The organism is Cobetia sp. ICG0124, from assembly GCF_004006355.1.
GTDB lineage: Bacteria > Pseudomonadota > Gammaproteobacteria > Pseudomonadales > Halomonadaceae > Cobetia > Cobetia marina.
Window position 1 is genome coordinate 371640 of the sequence record NZ_CP024893.1, and the last position, 17852, is coordinate 389491.

Here is a 17852-nt window from a genome sequence, read left to right on the forward strand (position 1 = left end):
TCTCAGGGTGGCGATTGCCGCCATGAGGGCTTCTCGCGGGTCAGGCGCTGACGCCAGACGTCAGAGAATGTAGCGCGACAGGTCTTCGTCACACGCTAGGTCGCCCAGGCGAGCATCGACATAGGCGGCATCGACCTTGAGCTCACCCGCCTGATCGGCACCTTCGTAGGAAATCTCTTCCAGCAGGCGTTCCATCACGGTATGCAGACGACGCGCGCCGATGTTCTCGGTGCCTTCGTTGACCTGATAGGCGATCTGGGCGATACGCTCGATGGCGTCATCCGCGAAGCTCAGCTCGACGCCTTCGGTGGCCAGCAGCGCCTTGTACTGACGGATCAATGCCGCGGACGGCTCGGTCAGGATGCGCTTGAAGTCGTCCGGGGTCAGGGCATTGAGCTCGACGCGGATCGGCAGACGGCCCTGAAGCTCCGGAATCATGTCCGAGGGCTTGGACAGGTGGAAGGCGCCGGAAGCGATGAACAGGATGTGGTCCGTCTTGACCATGCCGTGCTTGGTGGAGACGGTGGAGCCCTCGATCAGCGGCAGCAGATCGCGCTGCACGCCTTCACGGGACACGTCGCCACCACTGCCGGACTCGCCACGCTTGGCGACCTTGTCGATCTCGTCGAGGAAGACGATACCGTTCTGTTCGACGGCCTCGATGGCACGGCTCTTGAGGTCTTCATCGCTGACCATTCTGGCCGCTTCTTCCTCGTGAACCAGCTTGAGGGCTTCCTTGACGCTGATGCGACGGCTTTCCTTCTGCTGCTTGCCCATGCTGGAGAACATGGACTGCAGCTGACTGGTCATCTCTTCCATCCCCGGCGGGGTGGCGAAATCCAGGCTCTGGCTGGCCGGGCTCAGCTCGATGTCGATTTCCTTGTCATCCAGCTGACCTTCGCGCAGCTTCTTGCGGAACATCTGACGCGTGCTGCTGTTGTTGGCCGCCGCATCATATTCCTCGCCACGGGCGCGCGGCAGCAGCGCATCGAGGATGCGATCCTCGGCGGCATCCTCGGCCTTGTCGCGCACTTCCTTCATGGCCTCTTCACGCACCAGCTTCATGGCGACCTCGACCAGGTCACGGATGATCGATTCCACGTCACGTCCGACGTAGCCGACCTCGGTGAACTTGGTCGCCTCGATCTTCAGGAAGGGCGCGCCGGCCAGCTTGGCCAGACGACGAGCGATCTCGGTCTTGCCGACACCGGTCGGGCCGATCATCAGGATGTTCTTCGGGGTGACTTCCGGGCGCAGATCATCGTTGAGCTGCATGCGACGCCAGCGATTGCGCATGGCCACGGCCACGGCACGCTTGGCTTCCGGCTGACCGACGATGTGCTGATCGAGGGCGTTGACGATTTCCTTCGGGGTCATCTGGGACATCTCAGGACAGCTCCTCGATGATGGCATTGTGGTTGGTGAAGACGCAGATGTCGGCCGCGATGGAGATGGACTTCTCGGTGATCTCGCGGGCGGACAGCTCGGTGTTCTCGATCAGGGCGCGGGCGGCGGCTTCGGCGAAGTTGCCGCCCGAGCCGATGGCCAGCACGCCGTGTTCGGGCTCGACCACGTCACCGTTGCCGGTGATGATCAGCGAGGCATGCTTGTCGGCCACCACCAGCATGGCTTCCAGCTTGCGCAGGGCGCGGTCGGAGCGCCACTCCTTGGCCAGTTCCACGGCGGATTTCACCAGCTGGCCCTGATACTTCTCGAGCTGCGCTTCGAAGCGTTCGAACAGCGTGAAGGCATCGGCGGTACCGCCAGCGAAGCCGGCCAGCACCTGATTGCGATACAGGCGACGCACCTTGGCTGCGTTGCCTTTCATGACAGTGTTGCCAAGGGATACCTGGCCGTCACCAGCCAGGGCGACCTGGCCGTTGCGACGCACGGAGACGATCGTGGTCATGGATAACTCCTGAGAGAGCATGCCGGCGATTGGAATAAGGTGAACGGGGCCGGGCATGGCATTTCGGGGCAGACGAGGCCAGGGCCTCGTCGCGTAAAACGGGTGGTGGTCGTCAGTCTGGCAATTGCCACTGCTTGCCGCGACGTGTCACCGCCACCGTGGCGGATCGCGGTGAGCGGGCCCGTTGACCTGTGGCGTCATGCCGAGGTCATTGCAGCTTGATCAGCAGAGGCTCGATGCCCTGGGTGTTCATCAGATCCTGTGCGCGGTTGAGCTCGCGGGTGTCCTTGTACGGGCCGACCTGAACGCGGTGCCAGACGGTACCGCCAGAAGCATTGACGTCACTGACCTTGGCCAGCAGGCCGAGATCCTTGAGCTTGCCGGCCAGTTTCCTGGCATCGGACATCTCGCGGAAGGAGGCCGCCTGCAGCATGTAGTTGGTCAGCGAAGCCTCGGACTTCTTGGTGCTCTCGGCGCTGCCCGGACGCGGAGTGGACTTGTACTCATCCACCTTGGGGGCGATCACCTCGGTTTCCGGCAACAGAGTGTAGAACTCGAAGGTCGGCATGCTGCCGCCGCTCTCTTCGGGAGTGTCCTTCTGCGATGCCTTGTCCTGCTGGCTACCCTGTTGTGCGGCCTGCTGACCATTCTGCTGAGTGTTGGCCTTGGGCACGATGGCAGCCACCGGCAGACGCGGCGCCTGTTGCTGGAAATACTGAGCCAGCACGAAGCCGGCGACCAGACCGACGATCCCCCACAGCCACCCCGGGAAGCCGCGGCTCTGACTGGCGGCGGGCTGCCGGCGGGGGCTGGCTCCCTGACGGGAAGCGGGCTTCTTGCTGGCGGGGCGGCGAGCAGCCATGGCTTACATCTCCTCGGGAGCGCTGACACCCAGCAGGGCCAGGCCGTTGCGGATGACCTGAGCGGTCGCCAGACCCAGCGCCAGGCGCGCGTTGCGGGTCGCGTCGTCCTCGACCATCACCTTCACCGCGTTGTAGCAGGTGTGGAAGTCAGAGGAGAGGTCCTGCAGATACTGAGCGACCTGCTGCGGTTCCCGCACCTTGGCGGCGTGGGTGACGACGTCCGGGAACTGGGCCATGCGATTCATCACGGCCTTTTCCTGATCGCTGGTCAGCAAGGACAGTTGCGCCATGGCCAGAGATTCATCGAAGGCCTTGTCTTCACGGCTGGCCTTGCGCAGCACGCTGTGCACGCGGGCGTGGGCATACTGGATGTAGTAGACCGGGTTGTCGTTGGACTGGGAGCGGGCCAGGTCAATGTCGAAGGTCAGCTGGGAGTCGGCACGTCGCGCCGCCAGGAAGTAGCGGGTCGCGTCGCGGCCGACTTCCTCGATCAGGTCACGCAGGGTCACGTAGCTGCCGGCACGCTTGGAGAGCTTCACTTCCTCACCGGAGCGCATCACGGTGACCATCTGGTGCAGCACGTAGTCCGGCCAGCCTTCCGGGATGCCGGCCTTGAGGGCCTGCAGGCCCGCACGCACGCGAGTCACGGTGGAGTGGTGGTCGGCACCCTGTTCATTGATGACCTGGGTGAAACCGCGCTGCCACTTGTCCAGGTGGTAGGCGACATCTGGCAGGAAGTAGGTGTAACCGCCGTCACGCTTGCGCATCACGCGGTCCTTGTCATCCCCGAAGTCGGTGGTGCGCAGCCACATGGCGCCATCGTCTTCGTAGGTATAGCCGTTGTCGACCAGGCGCTTGACGGTGTCTTCGACCTTGCCGTCACGGTAGAGCGAGGATTCGAGGAAGTAGACGTCGAACTCGACGCCGAAGGCCTTGAGGTCCAGATCCTGTTCATGGCGCAGGTAGGCGACGGCGAAGACGCGGATGGCGTCGAGATCGTCAGGTTCTGCGGCGCCCGTGACCTGCTTGCCATCGGCTTCGACGGTATCGCCGGCCATGTAGGAGGCGGCCAGTTCGCGGATGTAGTCACCGCGATAGCCATCAGCCGGCCAGCTGGCGTCATCCGGGCCCAGGCCCTTGGCGCGTGCCTGAACGGAGAGCGCCAGATTGTTGATCTGGGCGCCGGCGTCGTTGTAGTAGAACTCGCGCGTGACGTCGTGGCCGGTGGCGGCCAGCAGGCGGCACAGCACGTCGCCGACCGCGGCGCCACGCCCGTGACCGACATGCAGCGGCCCGGTCGGATTGGCGGAGACGAACTCGACCTGGACCTTCTCACCGGCGCCCACGTCGCTGTGCCCGAAGCGGTCGCCTTCGCTGAAGACGCGGCGCACGATGTCGGCCACCGCCCCGGTCTCGGCGAAGAAGTTCAGGAAGCCGGGGCCGGCGATCTCGACCTTGGAGACCGCGTCGGAGGCCGGCAGGGCGGCGACCAGCTTCTCGGCCAGCTCACGCGGCTTCATGCCGGCAGCCTTGGACGTCATCATCGCCAGGTTGCTGGCGTAGTCGCCGTGGGTCTTGTCCTTGGTCGGGTCGACCTTGATCTGCGGGCTGGCGTCGGCGGGCAGGGTGCCGTCGGCCTTGAGGGAATCCAGGGCCTGGCCCAGCAGTTCGATGATCGTCTCTTTCATGGAATATCGGTCTCTTCACGGCTCAGGTCGCACCGCGTGCTCTGGAGCAGGCGGTTGCAGGCATCAGGCCTGCGGGCAATGGGGGAGTGCGGATGTCGCTGCACGATGGCGGGCATTATCACCGATCCTGCGGCTTGCATAAACCGTCGTGATCAATCACGGCGCAATCCGTGTCCTGGCGGGATAGTGGTCAGTTCAACTCAGGCCATGCCGATGGGATCGACATCCAGTGACCAGCGCAGGCGGCGCGCGTCACGATCCTGCTCGCAGAGCGTCACCAGCCAGGCGGCGGCTTCATGCAGCGGGCCGCGTTTCGCCGCGCGCAACAGCAATTGGGCGTGATAGCGATTCTGGCGGCGCTCCATCGGCGCCGGTACCGGGCCGAGGCAGTCCACCTTGAGGTCGGCACTGTCGATGTGCTGACGCAGGGCGCTTCCTACCTTCAACAGCCACTGCTCGACCTGCTGCTGATCGGTGGCTTCGGCGCGCAGCAAGGCCAGATGGCTGAACGGCGGCAACTGCGCGATGCGGCGCTCCTCCAGCAGCTCGCCGGCCAGCTGTGGGTAGCCGGCCTGGATCAGTGTCAGCAGGTTGGGGTCTTCCGGATGGCGGGTCTGGATCAGCACCTCACCGGGGCGCTCGGCGCGTCCGGCTCGCCCGGCGACCTGCACCAGCAGCTGGGCGGATTGCTCCAGCGCACGGAAGTCGGCGGCGTAGAGTCCGCTGTCGGCATTGACCACCACCACCAGCGTGACGTGGGGGAAGTGGTGGCCCTTGGCCAGCATCTGGGTGCCGACCAGCAGGCAGGGTTCGCCACGGCGGATCACTGCCAGCGCTTCACTCATGGCGTCCTTGCGCTGGGTACTGTCGCGGTCGATGCGCAGCACCGGCACGTCGGGGAATTTCTCGCCGAGCAGCTCTTCGGTGCGCTCGGTGCCCGCGCCTTGTGGACGAACATCGCCGCTGCCGCAGGCCGGGCAGGCATCCGGCAGCGGGCGGGTGCGTTCGCAGTGATGGCAGGTCAGCTGCGGGGGATGGCGATGCAGGGTCATGCGTGCGTCGCAGTTGTCACATTCGGCGATCCAGCCGCAGGCATGGCAGGTCAGCGTCGGAGCGAAGCCGCGCCGATTGATGAATACCAGCACCTGATCGCCCTGGGCGAGGCGCTTCTCGATGGCGTCCAGACTCTGGGTGGAGAGTCCGCCCAGCGTCATGCGGCCGCGCAGGTCGATCGGGTGCAGGCGTGCCGGTTGGCTGCGCCCGGCACGCTGATGCAGATGCAGGTGAGTGAAGCGCCCTTCGCGGGCATGGCGCAGGCTTTCCAGAGACGGCGTGGCGCTGCCGAGCACTACCGGGATGCCTTCCTGCTTGCCACGTACCAGCGCCAGATCGCGGGCGTGATAGCGCAGGCCATCCTGTTGCTTGAAGGAGCCGTCGTGCTCCTCGTCGACGATGATCACCCCGAGCTTTGCCATCGGCGTGAAGATGGCAGAGCGCGTGCCGATCACGATGCGCGCGCGGCCGCTGCGTGCCGCCTCGAAGCCATCGAGGCGCTCGCCATCGCTGACGCCGGAATGCAGCATCACCTGGGGGACGCGGAAACGTCTGCGGAAGCGCTCCAGCGTCTGGGGCGTCAGGCCGATCTCGGGCACCAGCACCAGAGCCTGGCCGCCGCGATCCAGCACCGCCTCGATCAGTTGCAGGTAGACCTCGGTCTTGCCGGAGCCGGTCACGCCCTCCAGCAGCGTGGGGGAGAAGCGACTCAGGCCTTCATGCAGGCGCGAGAGCGCGCGGCCCTGCTCGTCATTGAGTGCCAGGCTGGGCTCGGCCAGCACGCCCTTGCTGGCCTGCTCCGGGGTGGCGCCGGTGACAGGCTCTTCACGTGATTCGATGAAGCCACGACTGCGCAGGGTTTCCAGCTGCTGGCGGGTGAAGCCCTGGGCGGTGATCGCGCTGTGTACCAGGCCATGACGGTGCTGAGCGAGCAGCTCGAGCAATGCGATCTGGCGGGTCGCGCGGCCGAGGCTGGCCGGCTCCGTGATACGCCCCTTGTCGGTGAGTGACCAGCGCTCACGGGTGCGTGCCTCGAGGGCACGTCCCTGGCGCAGCAGTGATGGCATCGCCTGCGCGAAGGTGTCGCCGAGTGAGTGCTGGTAATAGCGTGCGGTGAACTGACATATCCACAGCCAGTCGGCCGGCAATGGCGCTTCGTCGATCACCTCGCTGACGGGCTTGAGCTTCTCGATGGGAAAGGCTGAGTCGCTGCGCAGCTCCGCGATCACCCCGACCAGCTGGCGACGGCCGAACTCGACGCGCACGCGCAGACCGACCTGCCAGCCATGGCGAGGTGGCTGGCGTGCTGGCAGATAGTCAAACAGGTCGCGCAGGGGGCCGGGAATCGCGATGCCCAGTACACGTCCGGGCAGGTGAGTCGCAGTCTTGTCGCTGGTGTCAGGCACGCAAGGCATCCGAGGAAGAGAGAATGAGATGACGAGAGGAAAACGCCACGCAGTCTACAGAGTGTTGCCGGCAATAAACGCCACAAAGTTTGGTCTTGTCGCAGATGGCTGGTAAAATGCGTCGCCTTCCGTCGGAGTCGGCGGAATGACCGGTTACATCCAAAACCCGTGTACGGTGCCTGGCAATCGATCAGGTGGCGGTGCACAGCGACCTGAGGTTACACACCATGAAACAGGGTATCCATCCGGACTACCAGCGCCAGACCGCAACCTGCTCCTGCGGCGCGCAGCACGAAATCGGTTCCACTTCCAAGCAGACCTTCGCGCTGGACGTGTGCTCCGAGTGCCACCCGTTCTACACCGGCAAGCAGAAGCAGGCTACCACCGGTGGCCGCGTCGAGCGCTTCAACAAGCGTTTCGGTGCTGCCATCAAGCGCTGATACCTTCAGCTGCTTGTCGCTTGCATGGCGCTGTGCATCGCGCAGCGCCATCAACGAAAAAACCGATGCGCGCGGTCATTGCGCGGATTTTCATGAGATACGCGGGGCGAAACGCCACGCCGACCCGTCAGTGATAAGGAAAGGTTTATGACTGAGTGGGGCATCCATAACGTTAGACGAATGGCTAAAACAGTTTTTAAACATCCGTATTAATTCCTTTTATAACAACAAGTTGCGTTGGTTGTTCGCGAGGGGGTTTTTCTATATTCTGGTCACAGCCAACCCCCGCTAAAATACCGGATGACACGCATGTCTGATGCCATGAAGAAAGCAGCACTGCAATATCACGCCGAACCGATTCCCGGAAAGCTGTCCATCGAGCTGACCAAGCCGACAGAAACTGCCAAGGACCTCGCGCTGGCCTACAGCCCGGGTGTAGCCGAGCCGTGCCGCGAGATTGCTGCCGATCCGGAAAATGCCTACCTGTATACCGGCAAGGGCAACCTGGTCGCCGTCATCTCCGATGGCACCGCCATCCTGGGGCTGGGCAATCTCGGGCCGCTGGCTTCCAAGCCGGTCATGGAAGGCAAGGGCGTGCTGTTCAAGCGCTTCGCTGGCATCAACTCCGTCGACGTCGAGATCGATGCGGAAAGCCCGCAGGCCTTCATCGATACCGTGCGTCGCATCCACACCACCTACGGTGGCATCAACCTGGAAGACATCAAGGCACCGGAGTGCTTCGAAGTCGAGCAGGCGTTGATCGAACAGTGCAACATCCCGGTCTTCCATGATGACCAGCACGGCACGGCCATCGTCACCGCTGCCGGCATGCTCAACGCACTCGATATCGCCGGCAAGTCCCTGGAAGACGCGCGTATCGTCTGCCTGGGCGCCGGTGCTGCCGCGATTGCCTGCATGAAGCTGCTGGTCTCCAGTGGTGCCAAGGTCGAGAACATCTTCATGCTCGATCGCAAGGGCGTGATCCACAGCGGCCGTGATGACCTGAACCAGTACAAGGCGATGTTCGCCACCGAGACCGAGCTGCGTACGCTGGATGATGTCATCGAAGGTGCGGATGTCTTCGTCGGCCTGTCCGGCCCCAACCTCTTGAAGGCCGAGCAGCTCAAGAAGATGGCTGACACGCCGATCGTGTTCGCGTGCTCCAACCCGGATCCGGAAATCCATCCGGATACTGCTCGCGAAGCGCGTCCGGACGTCATCATGGCGACAGGTCGCTCCGATTACCCGAACCAGGTCAACAACGTGCTGGGCTTCCCGTTCATCTTCCGCGGTGCGCTGGACGTGCGAGCCACACGCATCAATGAAGAGATGAAGCTGGCGGCCGTTCACGCGCTGAAGGACCTTGCTCGCGAGCCGGTCAGCCAGGACGTGCTGGATGCCTACGAGATCGACAGCCTCGAATTCGGTCCGGGGTACATCATCCCGACGCCGATGGATGCGCGTCTGCTCGAGCGTCTGCCGGCTGCCGTGGCGCAAGCCGCCATCGATTCCGGTGTCGCGCGCAAGCCCTATCCGGCGCATTACCCGCTGACCAATGCGGATCAGGTCTACGGTTAAGCGTCATCGGAGAAGCTGTAGAGAATCGAGGCGGCGGTGGTGGTGTCGGTCTTGGCGTCCGTGTCATCCGGCGGGCTGGTGTTGTTCTTGATCTCGTGGGAGAGCTTCAAGGCCAGGCTGGAATTGATGGAGACGGTCAGTGCGGTATAGCTGCGGCTGATGATGTTGTCCCGGGTACCTTCCACCGAGAACTGCTGCTCGAAATTCGAGGTATCAGACAGCTGCCAACGATAGTCCATGGCCGTGTAGCCGAGGAGGTAGTTCTCGTGATCCCCCTCGGTGATATTGTCGTAGCGATAGCCCGGACCCGCCTCGACAGAGAGGTTGTGCTCAGGGCCTGACAGCAGGCGAATCCCGTACCCCCCGATGGAGGTGACTTGATCGTCATAGCCGGAGAAGCGCTCCTTCTCCCAGCGCAGCAGCCCGAAGGCATAGCGATCACGCCCCAGGTCATAGCGCTCACGCTGACCGATCAGGTACTGCTCGGTGGTGGTCTCGCCGCTGCTGGACACATGCTTGGCTTCCATGCGGAAGGTGTGGGTCCAGGGCTTGAGGTGCCAGGACAGGCGGGCCTTGCCCAGCAAGGTTTCGCTGTTCGAGTTGCCGGAGAGCTTGGTAAAGCCCAGCTCGGCCTGACCGCTGAATGGCTCGGAATCCTCGCTGGCGGCGGGGGGAGCGTAGAAGAGGTCATCATCGGCACTGGCCTCGCGAAGCGGGCTCAGGGCCAGACACAGCAGCAGGGTCATGCGCAGTGTGGGCAATGGGTGAAGCATGCAGACTCCGGTCAGATCAGAAGATGGCCTCGAAAGTTCCGGTGCCTTCTGAGCCGCTCTGTTGCTCCAGCTCCTTGCGGATGGTGCGTTCCTTGTAGGGCGGCAGATTGTCCTTGCGGAACAGCTCGCTGACGCCGCCGGATTGACCACTGTGCAGGCGCTTGCCGGACTCCGGGTCGATGGTCGCGCTCACGATGTCATCGGGGCGCTCCATCCTGGCGGATGGCATGCCCTTGAGGGCGCCACGCATGTAGTCGACCCAGATGGGCAGCGCGGCCTGGGCACCGTACTCGGCGAGGGTGTCATTGGAGTCCTTGCCGACCCAGACGGTCGCGACCAGCTTGCTGTTGAAGCCGGAGAACCAGGCATCACGCTGGTCATTGGTGGTCCCTGTCTTGCCAGCCAGGTCATCGCGACCAAGCGTCAGGGCCCCACGGCCGGTGCCGCGCTTGATGACGTCTTCCATCATGTCACGGATCAGGTACATGGATTCCGGCGAGGCGATGCGCTCGGCCAGCGGATACTGACGGCCATCACGATTGACGGTCACCATGCCCGGCGTGCAGTTGGCGCAGGCGACGGCCGGATGAGCTTCGTAGTCGGTCTCGTCGTCACCGCGCGTGACGGTGTCGATGTACCAGGGTTCGACACGGAAGCCGCCGTTCGAGAGTACGGCGTAGGCACGGGCCATTTCCAGCGGTGTCAGCGAGGCGCTGCCCAGTGCCAGTGACAGACCGTTGGGCAGCTCTTCGCGCTTGAAGCCCACCTTGACGAGGAAGTCGAGCGTCTTCTCGAGACCGACGGTCTGCAGCAGTCGCACGGACACCAGGTTCAGGGAGCGATAGAGACCAACGCGGATCCGGGTCGGACCAGTGAACTTGCCGCCGGCGTTCTCCGGGCGCCATACCTTGTTGCCATCCTGCATGACCACCGGAGCATTGTTGATGATGGTCGCCGGTGACATGCCGCCCTGCTCGAGCCCCGAGAGGTAGATGAACGGCTTGAAGATGGAGCCGGCCTGACGACGTGCCTGTATCGCTCGATTGAACTTGCTGGCGGAATAGCTGAAGCCGCCCTGGAGTGCGAGGATGGCGCCATTTTCCGGGTCCAGTGAAACGATGGCCGACTGGGCATCCGGCAGCTGACCCAGGCGATAGCCATCATCTTCCTTGATGACGCGCACCAGATCGCCGACCTTGGCAATCTCGGCGGCAGAGCCGGGTACACCACCGCGCCAGCGGGAGCTCTTGTACTCGCGCGCCCATTTCAGACCGTCCCAGCCAATCGTGGCCAGGCTGGCGTCTGCCAGCAGGACCTTCATCTGCTTGCCATCATTTTCCACCACGATGGCGGCTTCGAGCGGGCCATAGTCCGGCGTGCGATCCAGCACTTTCAGCCAGTTGGAGACATCGCGGTCGATGCCCTCGATGCGCTTCTCGCTCTTCTGGGCGGCCTGTCTGGCCGTTTCCAGCACTTCGGGAGAGCGAGAGATCTCTTCTTCGAGGCCGGCCTGATCGGTCTGGTCCTGAGCTTCCGCCAGTGACGCCGCGATACCGGATTCCTCCACGCCACGCCAGCCATGGCGGGTGTCATAGTCGATCAGGCCCTTGATCAAGGCATCGCGAGCCTGCGGCTGCAGCTTGCTGTCCAGCGTCGTGGTGATGCGCACATTGTCGGTATATGCCTTGTCACCGAAACGATCGACCGCGAAGCTTCTGGCCATCTCTGCGACGTAGGGCGCCTCGACTTCCGGGCGCGTGTAATGGCGTGCCGCGGTGATCGGTGCCTTGACGGCCTCGTCATAGGCCTGAGGCTCGATATAGCCCAGTTCCTTCATGCGCAGCAGGATCCAGTTGCGACGGATCAGGGCGCGCTGAGGGTTGGTGAGCGGGTTGAAGCTGGAGGGGGCCTTGGGCAGGCCTGCCAGCATGGCCTGCTCGGCCAGGGTCAGTTCATCGAGAGACTTGTCATAGTAGGTGCGTGCCGCAGCCGCGATCCCGTAGGCGCGATGGCCCAGGAAGATCTTGTTGACGTAGAGCTCGAGGATCTCCTGCTTGGAGAGGATCTGCTCCATCTGCAGTGACAGCAGGATTTCGCGAATCTTGCGCGTGAACGTCTGATCCAGCGTCAGCAGGTAGTTGCGCGCGACCTGCATGGTGATGGTGCTGCCGCCCGATTGGATGCTGCCGCTGGAAGCCAGCTGGACGGCGGCACGCGCGAGGCCCTTGGGGTCGATGCCCGGGTGCGAGAAGAAATTGCTGTCCTCGGCCGCGAGCAGGGCGTCCACAAACGTCTCGGGGATCTCGTCGAAGGTGACCGGGATGCGGCGCTGGTCACCGTATTCGCCGATCAGCTTGCCGTCACGGGTGTAGATGCGCAGCGGCGTCTGCAGCTTGGTATCCTGCAATTGATGAACATCGGGCAGGCCAGGTGCGAAATACAGGGAGGCGCCGACGATGGCCAGCAATCCCGCAGCACACAGTGACAGCAGCAGCCAGAACACTGGCGAAAGTAGTCGTCTCAATAGCTTCATGGGCAAGACAGGGTCCGTGGGTAATGAAAGGCGGGTGGCTGCGGGGGGATTGGCAATTCCATTGCTGGGGCATTATAAGTAGCGGGTCCAGATGCGGCCAGCGTTGAACCCTGTCTTGCGCGTCTGTTGTGTTATTCTGCGAAACATAATGTAACCTCTCAGCAGAAGAGGATGCCGCGGCGGTGCCGCACGGGAAGCGGCGGCCCGCCAGTCAGACGGGGTCGTCATCAGAGCAGGGGAATGCCAATTGCTGGGACTCAAATCCGCCGGCAAGGGACTGATTGGCGTCGATATCACATCGGCGACCGTCAAGCTCCTGGAGCTGTCCAGACACGGAAATCGATACCAGATCGATAGCTACGCGGTGCGCCCCTTGAAGGAAGGCGCAGTCGTCGAGCGGCGCATCCGCGACATGGATGAAGTCGTGCTGGCGATCAAGCGCGCGGTCGAGCAGGCCCAGCCGCGCTCGCGACGAGCCGTCGTGGCGGTGCCGGCCAGTGCCGCCATCACCAAGACATTGAGTTTTCCGACCAATCTGGCCGATGACGAGATCGAGCAGCGCATCGCGCTCGAATCCGAGAAGCATTTTCCCTTCCCGCTCAATGACGTGGCGTTCGACTTCCAGCATCTGGGGGTCAATGCCCGCAATCCTGATCAGCAGGATCTGCTGCTGGTGGCCTGTCGCAGCCTGGATGTCGATCAGCTCACCTCCGCGCTCGAGCAGGCCGGCCTTGAGCCGTCAGCGGTCGATGTCGAGACCTTTTCGCTGGAGCGTGCCTTCGGTGAATTGCGCCACCAGCTCCCCCCTACCTACGACAATGAAGAGTGCGTCGCGGTCGTCGATATCGGTGCCACCATGACGGCTTTTCATGTCATCCAGAATGGTCGCATCGTCTACAGCCGGGATGCCGTGTTCGGGGGGCGTCAGCTGACCGACGAGATAATGAACCGTTTCGATCTTTCCAATGACGAAGCGGGCCTGGCCAAGAAGCGTGGTGGTCTGCCGGACACCTATGACAGTGAAGTGCTGGATCCGTTCCGTGACACGCTCGTGCAGCAGATCGCGCGCTCCCTGCAGCTCTATTACACCGCCGGCAAGCGTCGTGAGGTCCAGCGCATTCTGCTGGGAGGAGGGACAGCCGCCATTCCCGGATTACGTGAGTCGCTGGCAGGGCACACCGGACTGGAAGTGATCATGGCCAATCCCTTCACGCACATGAGCGTCAACCCTCGAGTCGACATCCAGGCGCTGGCCGGTGATGCCCCTGCGATGTTGACGGCCTGCGGGCTTGCGATGAGGAAGCGCTCATGACCATCGAGATCAATCTGCTGTCGTGGCGTGAGGAGCGTCGCGAGAAACGCAGCAAGCGCTTCTTCGGCATCCTGGCGCTGGCCGCCGTGGTGGGGGTGGGAGCCGGGTTTGGCATGAGCGAGTATTACCAGAGCCAGCTCGAGGCGCAGAAGCAGCGGCATGCCTTCATCGAGAAGGAAATGGCGCGACTGAATCGCGATATCAAGGAAGTCGAGGATATCGAGAGTCGGCGTGATCAGATGCTGGCGCAGATCGAGCTGATTCGCAGTCTGCAGTTCTCGCGCCCGGAAACGGTACGTGTCTTCAATCAGCTCGTTGCGACGCTGGTCGAGGGTGCCTGGTACCAGAGCATCAGTCGCAGCGGACGTCAGATCAAGGCCAACGGCATCGCGGAGAATACGCGTCAGGTGTCCGGTCTGATGCGCACGCTTGCGGCATCGGATGTCTTCGGTACGCCGACACTGTCCGACGTACAGAGCAGCGACGATGATCGTCGCAGCTTCAATATCATGATTCCCGAGACACCGACGGAGGGAGGTCGGAAATGAGTTTCCTCAATGCCGAAGTGCGTCGTCTCAAGTCGACGGACTTCCAGGATCTCGACCTCAAGGAGGCGGGTATCTGGCCCGTCACCTTGCAGGTGGTGTTGGTGCTGATCGTCTTTGGTGCCCTGTTCTGGGCGTCCCACTGGTTCCTTGCGGCGCCCAAGGCCGAGGATCTTGAGCGCCTGCAAGCCAAGGAGCGTCAGCTGCTGAGCCAGTTCGAGACCAAGGCCTTCAAGGCGGCCAATCTGCCCGTGATGCGTGAGCAGATGGCCGAGCTGGAGACGCGCATGGAACAGCTGCTCGAGATGCTCCCGACCGATGCCGAAGTGCCGGCTCTGCTCGATGACATCAGCGAGACGGCCATCAACAACCAGCTGGAGGTGGAATACATTCGCCTCAAGCCGGCCCAGAATCGCGATTTCTACGTCGAGCAGCCCTTCGATATCAAGGTGCGCGGCGATTACCACCGCATTGCCGCCTTCGTGTCTGGGGTCGCCGGGCTTTCGCGTATCGTGACGTTGCATGACTTCGTGCTGACACCGGTCTCGCAGGGTGAAGACCTGGAGTTGTCGCTGCTGGCCAAGACTTACAACTACCGCCAATGTCGTGCTGGGTGGTGCGATGTTGCTGACACTGCTGGCCGGTTGTGGTGACCCGCAGCTGCCTGCGCTGGAGAGCGAGCTCGAGTCGCTCAGAGGGCGGCCGACGGGGCAGGTCAAGGACCTGCCGCCTCAGCCCGAGTATCATCCCGTGACGTACGACATGGCGGATGCTCGCAGTCCTTTCCAGTCGCGACTGCCGGAGCCGGAGGAGGAGCTCGCCATGGTGGACAATGGCGTGCGGCCGGATCTGGATCGCCCCCGCGAGCCTCTTGAGGCCTGGCCGATGGAGCAGCTCAGCATGGTGGGGACCCTGGATGTGGACGGCAGTCGCTCGGCGTTGATCTTGACGCCGGAGCAGGAGGTGCAGCGTGTGAGTGTCGGCGGACACATGGGGAGCAATTTCGGCCGCATCATTCGCATCGGTGATACTCAGCTGGACCTGGTGGAAATCGTGCCCAACGGTCAGGGCGGTTGGATCGAACGAACCCGCGCCATGGCATTGACAATGGCTGGGCGGAGCCGCAGCGAGACAGGGGACAAGGGAACATGACGCGATTGCAACGAATGAGTCTGCTGGGGTTGGCGGCTTTCGGCAGCCTGATGGCGAGTGTGGCGCAGGCGGCCTCCACGCTGCAGGATCTGGAATTCACTTCGCTGGGTGGCGATCGGATGGAGCTCAAGCTCGATTTCGCCGGCGGGGTGCCTGAGGTCAAGGGATACCGGATCGAGACACCGCCGCGTATCACCATCGATCTCATGGATACCAGCAGTCAGCTGGACAAGCGCCGCTTCGAGCTCGGCCTCAATGGGGTCGAGGAGCTGGTGGCGCTGGAGGCCGGCTCGCGTACGCGCCTGGTCATGAAGCTCAGCCAGACCCGTCCCTATGTGACGCGTACCGAAGGCAATAGCCTCTATGTCATCGTCGGTGAGCAGGGCGGTCCGGTGGCCGCCTGGAAGTCGCGGCGGAGCCTTCCGTCAGTGGTATCGATTTCCGTCGGGGCAGTGAGGGGGAAGGGCGTGTCGTGGTCAACTTCAATCGCGCCAATGTCGAGTCTCGTGTGACCGAGCGTGGCCGCAAGATCTATATCGATCTCAAGGGTGTCGCCCTGCCGCCAGAGCTGAATCAGGTGCTGGATGTCGGTGATTTCGCGACTCCGGTCTCGAGGATCGACCCGCAGCGTACTCGTGATGGTGTGCGCCTGGTGGTGGATGCCAATGGCTACTACACCCAGTTGGCCACCCAGGCCGGCAACGAGCTGGTGCTTGAGGTCAAGCCGCTGACACGGGAAGAGCAGGCGGAGCGGATCAAGGACAAGTTCCCGTACACCGGCAAGAAGATCTCGCTGAACTTCCAGAATATCGAAGTGCGCTCGGTGCTGCAGATCATCGCGGACTTCACTGGGCTCAATCTGGTGGCCAGTGACAACGTCACCGGCAACGTGACCCTGAACCTCAAGGAAGTGCCCTGGGATCAGGCGCTGGACCTGGTGCTCAAGTCGAATGGCCTGGCCAGTCGCCGCATGGGCAACGTGCTGATGGTCGCGCCGGCGGAAGAGCTGGCGGCACTTGAGCGCAAGGAGCTGGAAGCCAATCAGCAGGTCAAGGAGCTGGCGCCCCTGACGACGGAGTACATTCAGGTGCGATATGCCAAGGCGGCGGACCTGGCGGCATTGCTGCGCGGTGAAGGCGGTATCGGCCTGCTCTCCGAGCGCGGTCGTGTCATGGTGGATGAGCGTACCAACACCATGTTGATCCAGGACACGCGCGACACTCTGGAGTCCATTCGCGGTACCCTCGAGTATCTCGACATTCCGGTGCGTCAGGTCCAGATCGAGGCGCGCATCGTGATCGCGCGCAGCAGCGTGTCGAGTGAAATCGGTGTCAACTGGGGGCTTTCCAACAGCAGCAACGGCAAGTTCGGCCTGGAAGGTGCGTCGACCGGCACGACCAGTGACGGTGGCCTGAGCGTCAATCTGGGTGACGACAGTGATCCGGGCAGCACCTTCAGCTTCGGTTACCTGTCCGGCGACATCCTGCTGGATCTGGAGCTTTCGGCGCTGGAAAGCGAAGGCAAGAGCCAGACCATCTCCCAGCCCAAGATCATCACCGCCAACCAGAAGAAGGCCGTCATCAAGCAGGGTCAGGAAATTCCCTACGAGGAGGCGACCTCCAGCGGCGCGACCAACATCGAGTTCAAGGAGGCGGTGCTGGCGCTGGAGGTCACGCCGCAGATCACCCCGGACAACCGCATCATCATGGATCTGTTGATCAACAATGACGACGTGTCCGATGACAGCTTCAATGGCGAGCCGGCCATCGATACCAATGAAATCGAGACTCAGGTGCTGGTCAATGATGGCGAGACGGTGGTGCTGGGCGGTATTCTGACCTCCGAACAGATACGCAGCGTCTTCAAGACACCTTTCCTGGGGGATCTGCCGGTGATCGGGAATCTCTTCCGCTATACCGAAGAGTCCAACGAGAAGGTAGAATTGCTGGTATTCATTACCCCGAAGATCATCGAGGACGGCCTGGCGGTGCGCTGATGCATGTGATTCCCAACGTATTCCTTGTCGGCCCCATGGGGGCCGGCAAGAGCACTATCGGCCGCCTGCTGGCGGCCGACTTGCATCGTGAATTTTGCGATAGCGACCACGTGATCGAAGATCGCTGCGGTGCCAGCATCCCCTGGATCTTCGATGTCGAGGGCGAGGCGGGCTTTCGCGGGCGCGAGCAGGCCGTGATTGACGAGCTGACCTCGCTGTCCGATGTCGTGATGGCCACCGGTGGCGGTGCCATCATGGCCGAAGCCAACCGGCGCGTGCTGCGAGAGCGCGGCACGGTGGTCTATCTCTATGCTCCGGTCGAGCAGCAGCTCAAGCGTGCCGGACGTGACCGCAATCGTCCTCTGCTCCAGCAGGATGACCCGGGGCGGGTGCTCAAGCGTCTCTTCGAGCTGCGAGACCCTCTCTATCGCGACACCGCGGATATCATCGTGCGTACCGATCGACGCAGCCCGCGTGCGGTCACCAACGAGATCCGGCGCCGGCTCAAGGCATTGTCAGACCCGCTCCACGTGCATGGCTAGACTCCCCTGGGGAGTCTGGCTCTCGCTTACATTCAGGCGCCGTCATTCGTTTCGCCGCAAGG

General features: G+C 62.9%; 16 protein-coding genes. 9 read left to right on the top strand and 7 right to left on the bottom strand.

Annotation, left to right across the window (positions count from 1 at the left end; translation table 11 throughout):
• Positions 1-60: 60 nt before the first annotated feature.
• The 5 genes from hslU to CU110_RS01810 form a co-directional block, all read right to left on the bottom strand.
• Positions 61-1386 (bottom strand): ATP-dependent protease ATPase subunit HslU, encoded by a 1326-nt coding sequence (hslU, locus tag CU110_RS01790; RefSeq protein ID WP_077377915.1) that lies wholly within the window; start codon positions 1384-1386, stop codon positions 61-63.
• A gap of 1 nt (position 1387) precedes the next feature.
• Positions 1388-1909, bottom strand: coding sequence for an ATP-dependent protease subunit HslV (hslV, locus tag CU110_RS01795; RefSeq protein ID WP_077377918.1), 522 nt, complete (start codon positions 1907-1909; stop codon positions 1388-1390).
• Between the two features lie 208 nt (positions 1910-2117).
• Complete coding sequence (locus CU110_RS01800; protein ID WP_077377921.1) at positions 2118-2771, bottom strand: SPOR domain-containing protein; 654 nt, start codon at positions 2769-2771, stop codon at positions 2118-2120.
• Positions 2772-2774: 3 nt separating this feature from the next.
• On the bottom strand, positions 2775-4460 hold the full coding sequence (gene argS, locus CU110_RS01805) for an arginine--tRNA ligase (protein WP_077377924.1): 1686 nt from the start codon (positions 4458-4460) through the stop codon (positions 2775-2777).
• A 200-nt stretch (positions 4461-4660) separates the two neighbouring features.
• Positions 4661-6919 carry a primosomal protein N' gene (locus tag CU110_RS01810; protein ID WP_240499640.1) on the bottom strand — a complete coding sequence of 753 codons (2259 nt, stop codon included), beginning with the start codon at positions 6917-6919 and terminating at the stop codon, positions 4661-4663.
• A 227-nt stretch (positions 6920-7146) separates the two neighbouring features.
• On the opposite strand from CU110_RS01810, the gene rpmE reads away from it, so the two are divergent.
• Positions 7147-7359, top strand: coding sequence for a 50S ribosomal protein L31 (rpmE, locus tag CU110_RS01815; protein ID WP_077377930.1), 213 nt, complete (start codon positions 7147-7149; stop codon positions 7357-7359).
• Positions 7360-7668: 309 nt separating this feature from the next.
• Positions 7669-8937, top strand: a complete 1269-nt coding sequence (locus CU110_RS01820; protein ID WP_077377933.1) for a malic enzyme-like NAD(P)-binding protein — start codon at positions 7669-7671, stop codon at positions 8935-8937.
• Here CU110_RS01820 and CU110_RS01825 read toward each other — a convergent pair.
• Both CU110_RS01825 and CU110_RS01830 read right to left on the bottom strand, forming a co-directional pair.
• Positions 8934-9710 carry a DUF481 domain-containing protein gene (locus tag CU110_RS01825; protein ID WP_127734399.1) on the bottom strand — a complete coding sequence of 259 codons (777 nt, stop codon included), beginning with the start codon at positions 9708-9710 and terminating at the stop codon, positions 8934-8936. The genes CU110_RS01820 and CU110_RS01825 overlap by 4 nt on opposite strands.
• A gap of 16 nt (positions 9711-9726) precedes the next feature.
• Positions 9727-12243 (bottom strand): penicillin-binding protein 1A, encoded by a 2517-nt coding sequence (locus CU110_RS01830; protein WP_084207836.1) that lies wholly within the window; start codon positions 12241-12243, stop codon positions 9727-9729.
• 247 nt (positions 12244-12490) lie between these two features.
• Between CU110_RS01830 and pilM the strand changes: the two genes are divergently transcribed.
• From pilM to aroK, 7 genes are read left to right on the top strand one after another with little or no spacing between them, the layout of a single operon-like run.
• The gene (gene pilM, locus CU110_RS01835; RefSeq protein WP_103751454.1) at positions 12491-13555 is read left to right on the top strand and encodes a type IV pilus assembly protein PilM; all 1065 of its coding nucleotides are present in this window, start codon (positions 12491-12493) and stop codon (positions 13553-13555) included.
• Positions 13552-14103: a PilN domain-containing protein gene (locus CU110_RS01840; protein WP_127734401.1), complete on the top strand. Its 552-nt coding sequence runs from the start codon at positions 13552-13554 to the stop codon at positions 14101-14103. Before pilM ends, CU110_RS01840 begins: the two co-directional genes overlap by 4 nt.
• Positions 14100-14753, top strand: a complete 654-nt coding sequence (locus CU110_RS01845) for a type 4a pilus biogenesis protein PilO (RefSeq protein WP_127734403.1) — start codon at positions 14100-14102, stop codon at positions 14751-14753. Before CU110_RS01840 ends, CU110_RS01845 begins: the two co-directional genes overlap by 4 nt.
• Positions 14722-15252: a pilus assembly protein PilP gene (locus CU110_RS01850; RefSeq protein WP_127734405.1), complete on the top strand. Its 531-nt coding sequence runs from the start codon at positions 14722-14724 to the stop codon at positions 15250-15252. Before CU110_RS01845 ends, CU110_RS01850 begins: the two co-directional genes overlap by 32 nt.
• Positions 15249-15764 (top strand): AMIN domain-containing protein, encoded by a 516-nt coding sequence (locus CU110_RS16470; protein WP_240665442.1) that lies wholly within the window; start codon positions 15249-15251, stop codon positions 15762-15764. Before CU110_RS01850 ends, CU110_RS16470 begins: the two co-directional genes overlap by 4 nt.
• Positions 15725-17248, top strand: coding sequence for a type IV pilus secretin PilQ family protein (locus CU110_RS01855; protein ID WP_240665443.1), 1524 nt, complete (start codon positions 15725-15727; stop codon positions 17246-17248). The genes CU110_RS16470 and CU110_RS01855 overlap by 40 nt, the downstream gene beginning before the upstream one ends.
• Complete coding sequence (gene aroK, locus CU110_RS01860) at positions 17248-17790, top strand: shikimate kinase AroK (RefSeq protein ID WP_077377951.1); 543 nt, start codon at positions 17248-17250, stop codon at positions 17788-17790. Before CU110_RS01855 ends, aroK begins: the two co-directional genes overlap by 1 nt.
• The last annotated feature ends 62 nt before the right edge of the window (positions 17791-17852 follow it).

Excerpts from the sequence above, each read along its gene's own strand:
- hslU (WP_077377915.1), bottom strand. The coding sequence starts at position 1,386 with ATGTCCCAGATGACCCCGAAGGAAATCGTCAACGCCCTCGATCAGCAC.
- hslV (WP_077377918.1), bottom strand. The coding sequence starts at position 1,909 with ATGACCACGATCGTCTCCGTGCGTCGCAACGGCCAGGTCGCCCTGGCT.
- CU110_RS01800 (WP_077377921.1), bottom strand. The coding sequence starts at position 2,771 with ATGGCTGCTCGCCGCCCCGCCAGCAAGAAGCCCGCTTCCCGTCAGGGA.
- argS (WP_077377924.1), bottom strand. The coding sequence starts at position 4,460 with ATGAAAGAGACGATCATCGAACTGCTGGGCCAGGCCCTGGATTCCCTC.
- rpmE (WP_077377930.1), top strand. The coding sequence starts at position 7,147 with ATGAAACAGGGTATCCATCCGGACTACCAGCGCCAGACCGCAACCTGC.
- CU110_RS01820 (WP_077377933.1), top strand. The coding sequence starts at position 7,669 with ATGTCTGATGCCATGAAGAAAGCAGCACTGCAATATCACGCCGAACCG.
- CU110_RS01825 (WP_127734399.1), bottom strand. The coding sequence starts at position 9,710 with ATGCTTCACCCATTGCCCACACTGCGCATGACCCTGCTGCTGTGTCTG.
- CU110_RS01830 (WP_084207836.1), bottom strand. The coding sequence starts at position 12,243 with ATGAAGCTATTGAGACGACTACTTTCGCCAGTGTTCTGGCTGCTGCTG.
- CU110_RS01840 (WP_127734401.1), top strand. The coding sequence starts at position 13,552 with ATGACCATCGAGATCAATCTGCTGTCGTGGCGTGAGGAGCGTCGCGAG.
- CU110_RS01845 (WP_127734403.1), top strand. The coding sequence starts at position 14,100 with ATGAGTTTCCTCAATGCCGAAGTGCGTCGTCTCAAGTCGACGGACTTC.
- CU110_RS01850 (WP_127734405.1), top strand. The coding sequence starts at position 14,722 with ATGTTGCTGACACTGCTGGCCGGTTGTGGTGACCCGCAGCTGCCTGCG.
- CU110_RS16470 (WP_240665442.1), top strand. The coding sequence starts at position 15,249 with ATGACGCGATTGCAACGAATGAGTCTGCTGGGGTTGGCGGCTTTCGGC.
- aroK (WP_077377951.1), top strand. The coding sequence starts at position 17,248 with ATGCATGTGATTCCCAACGTATTCCTTGTCGGCCCCATGGGGGCCGGC.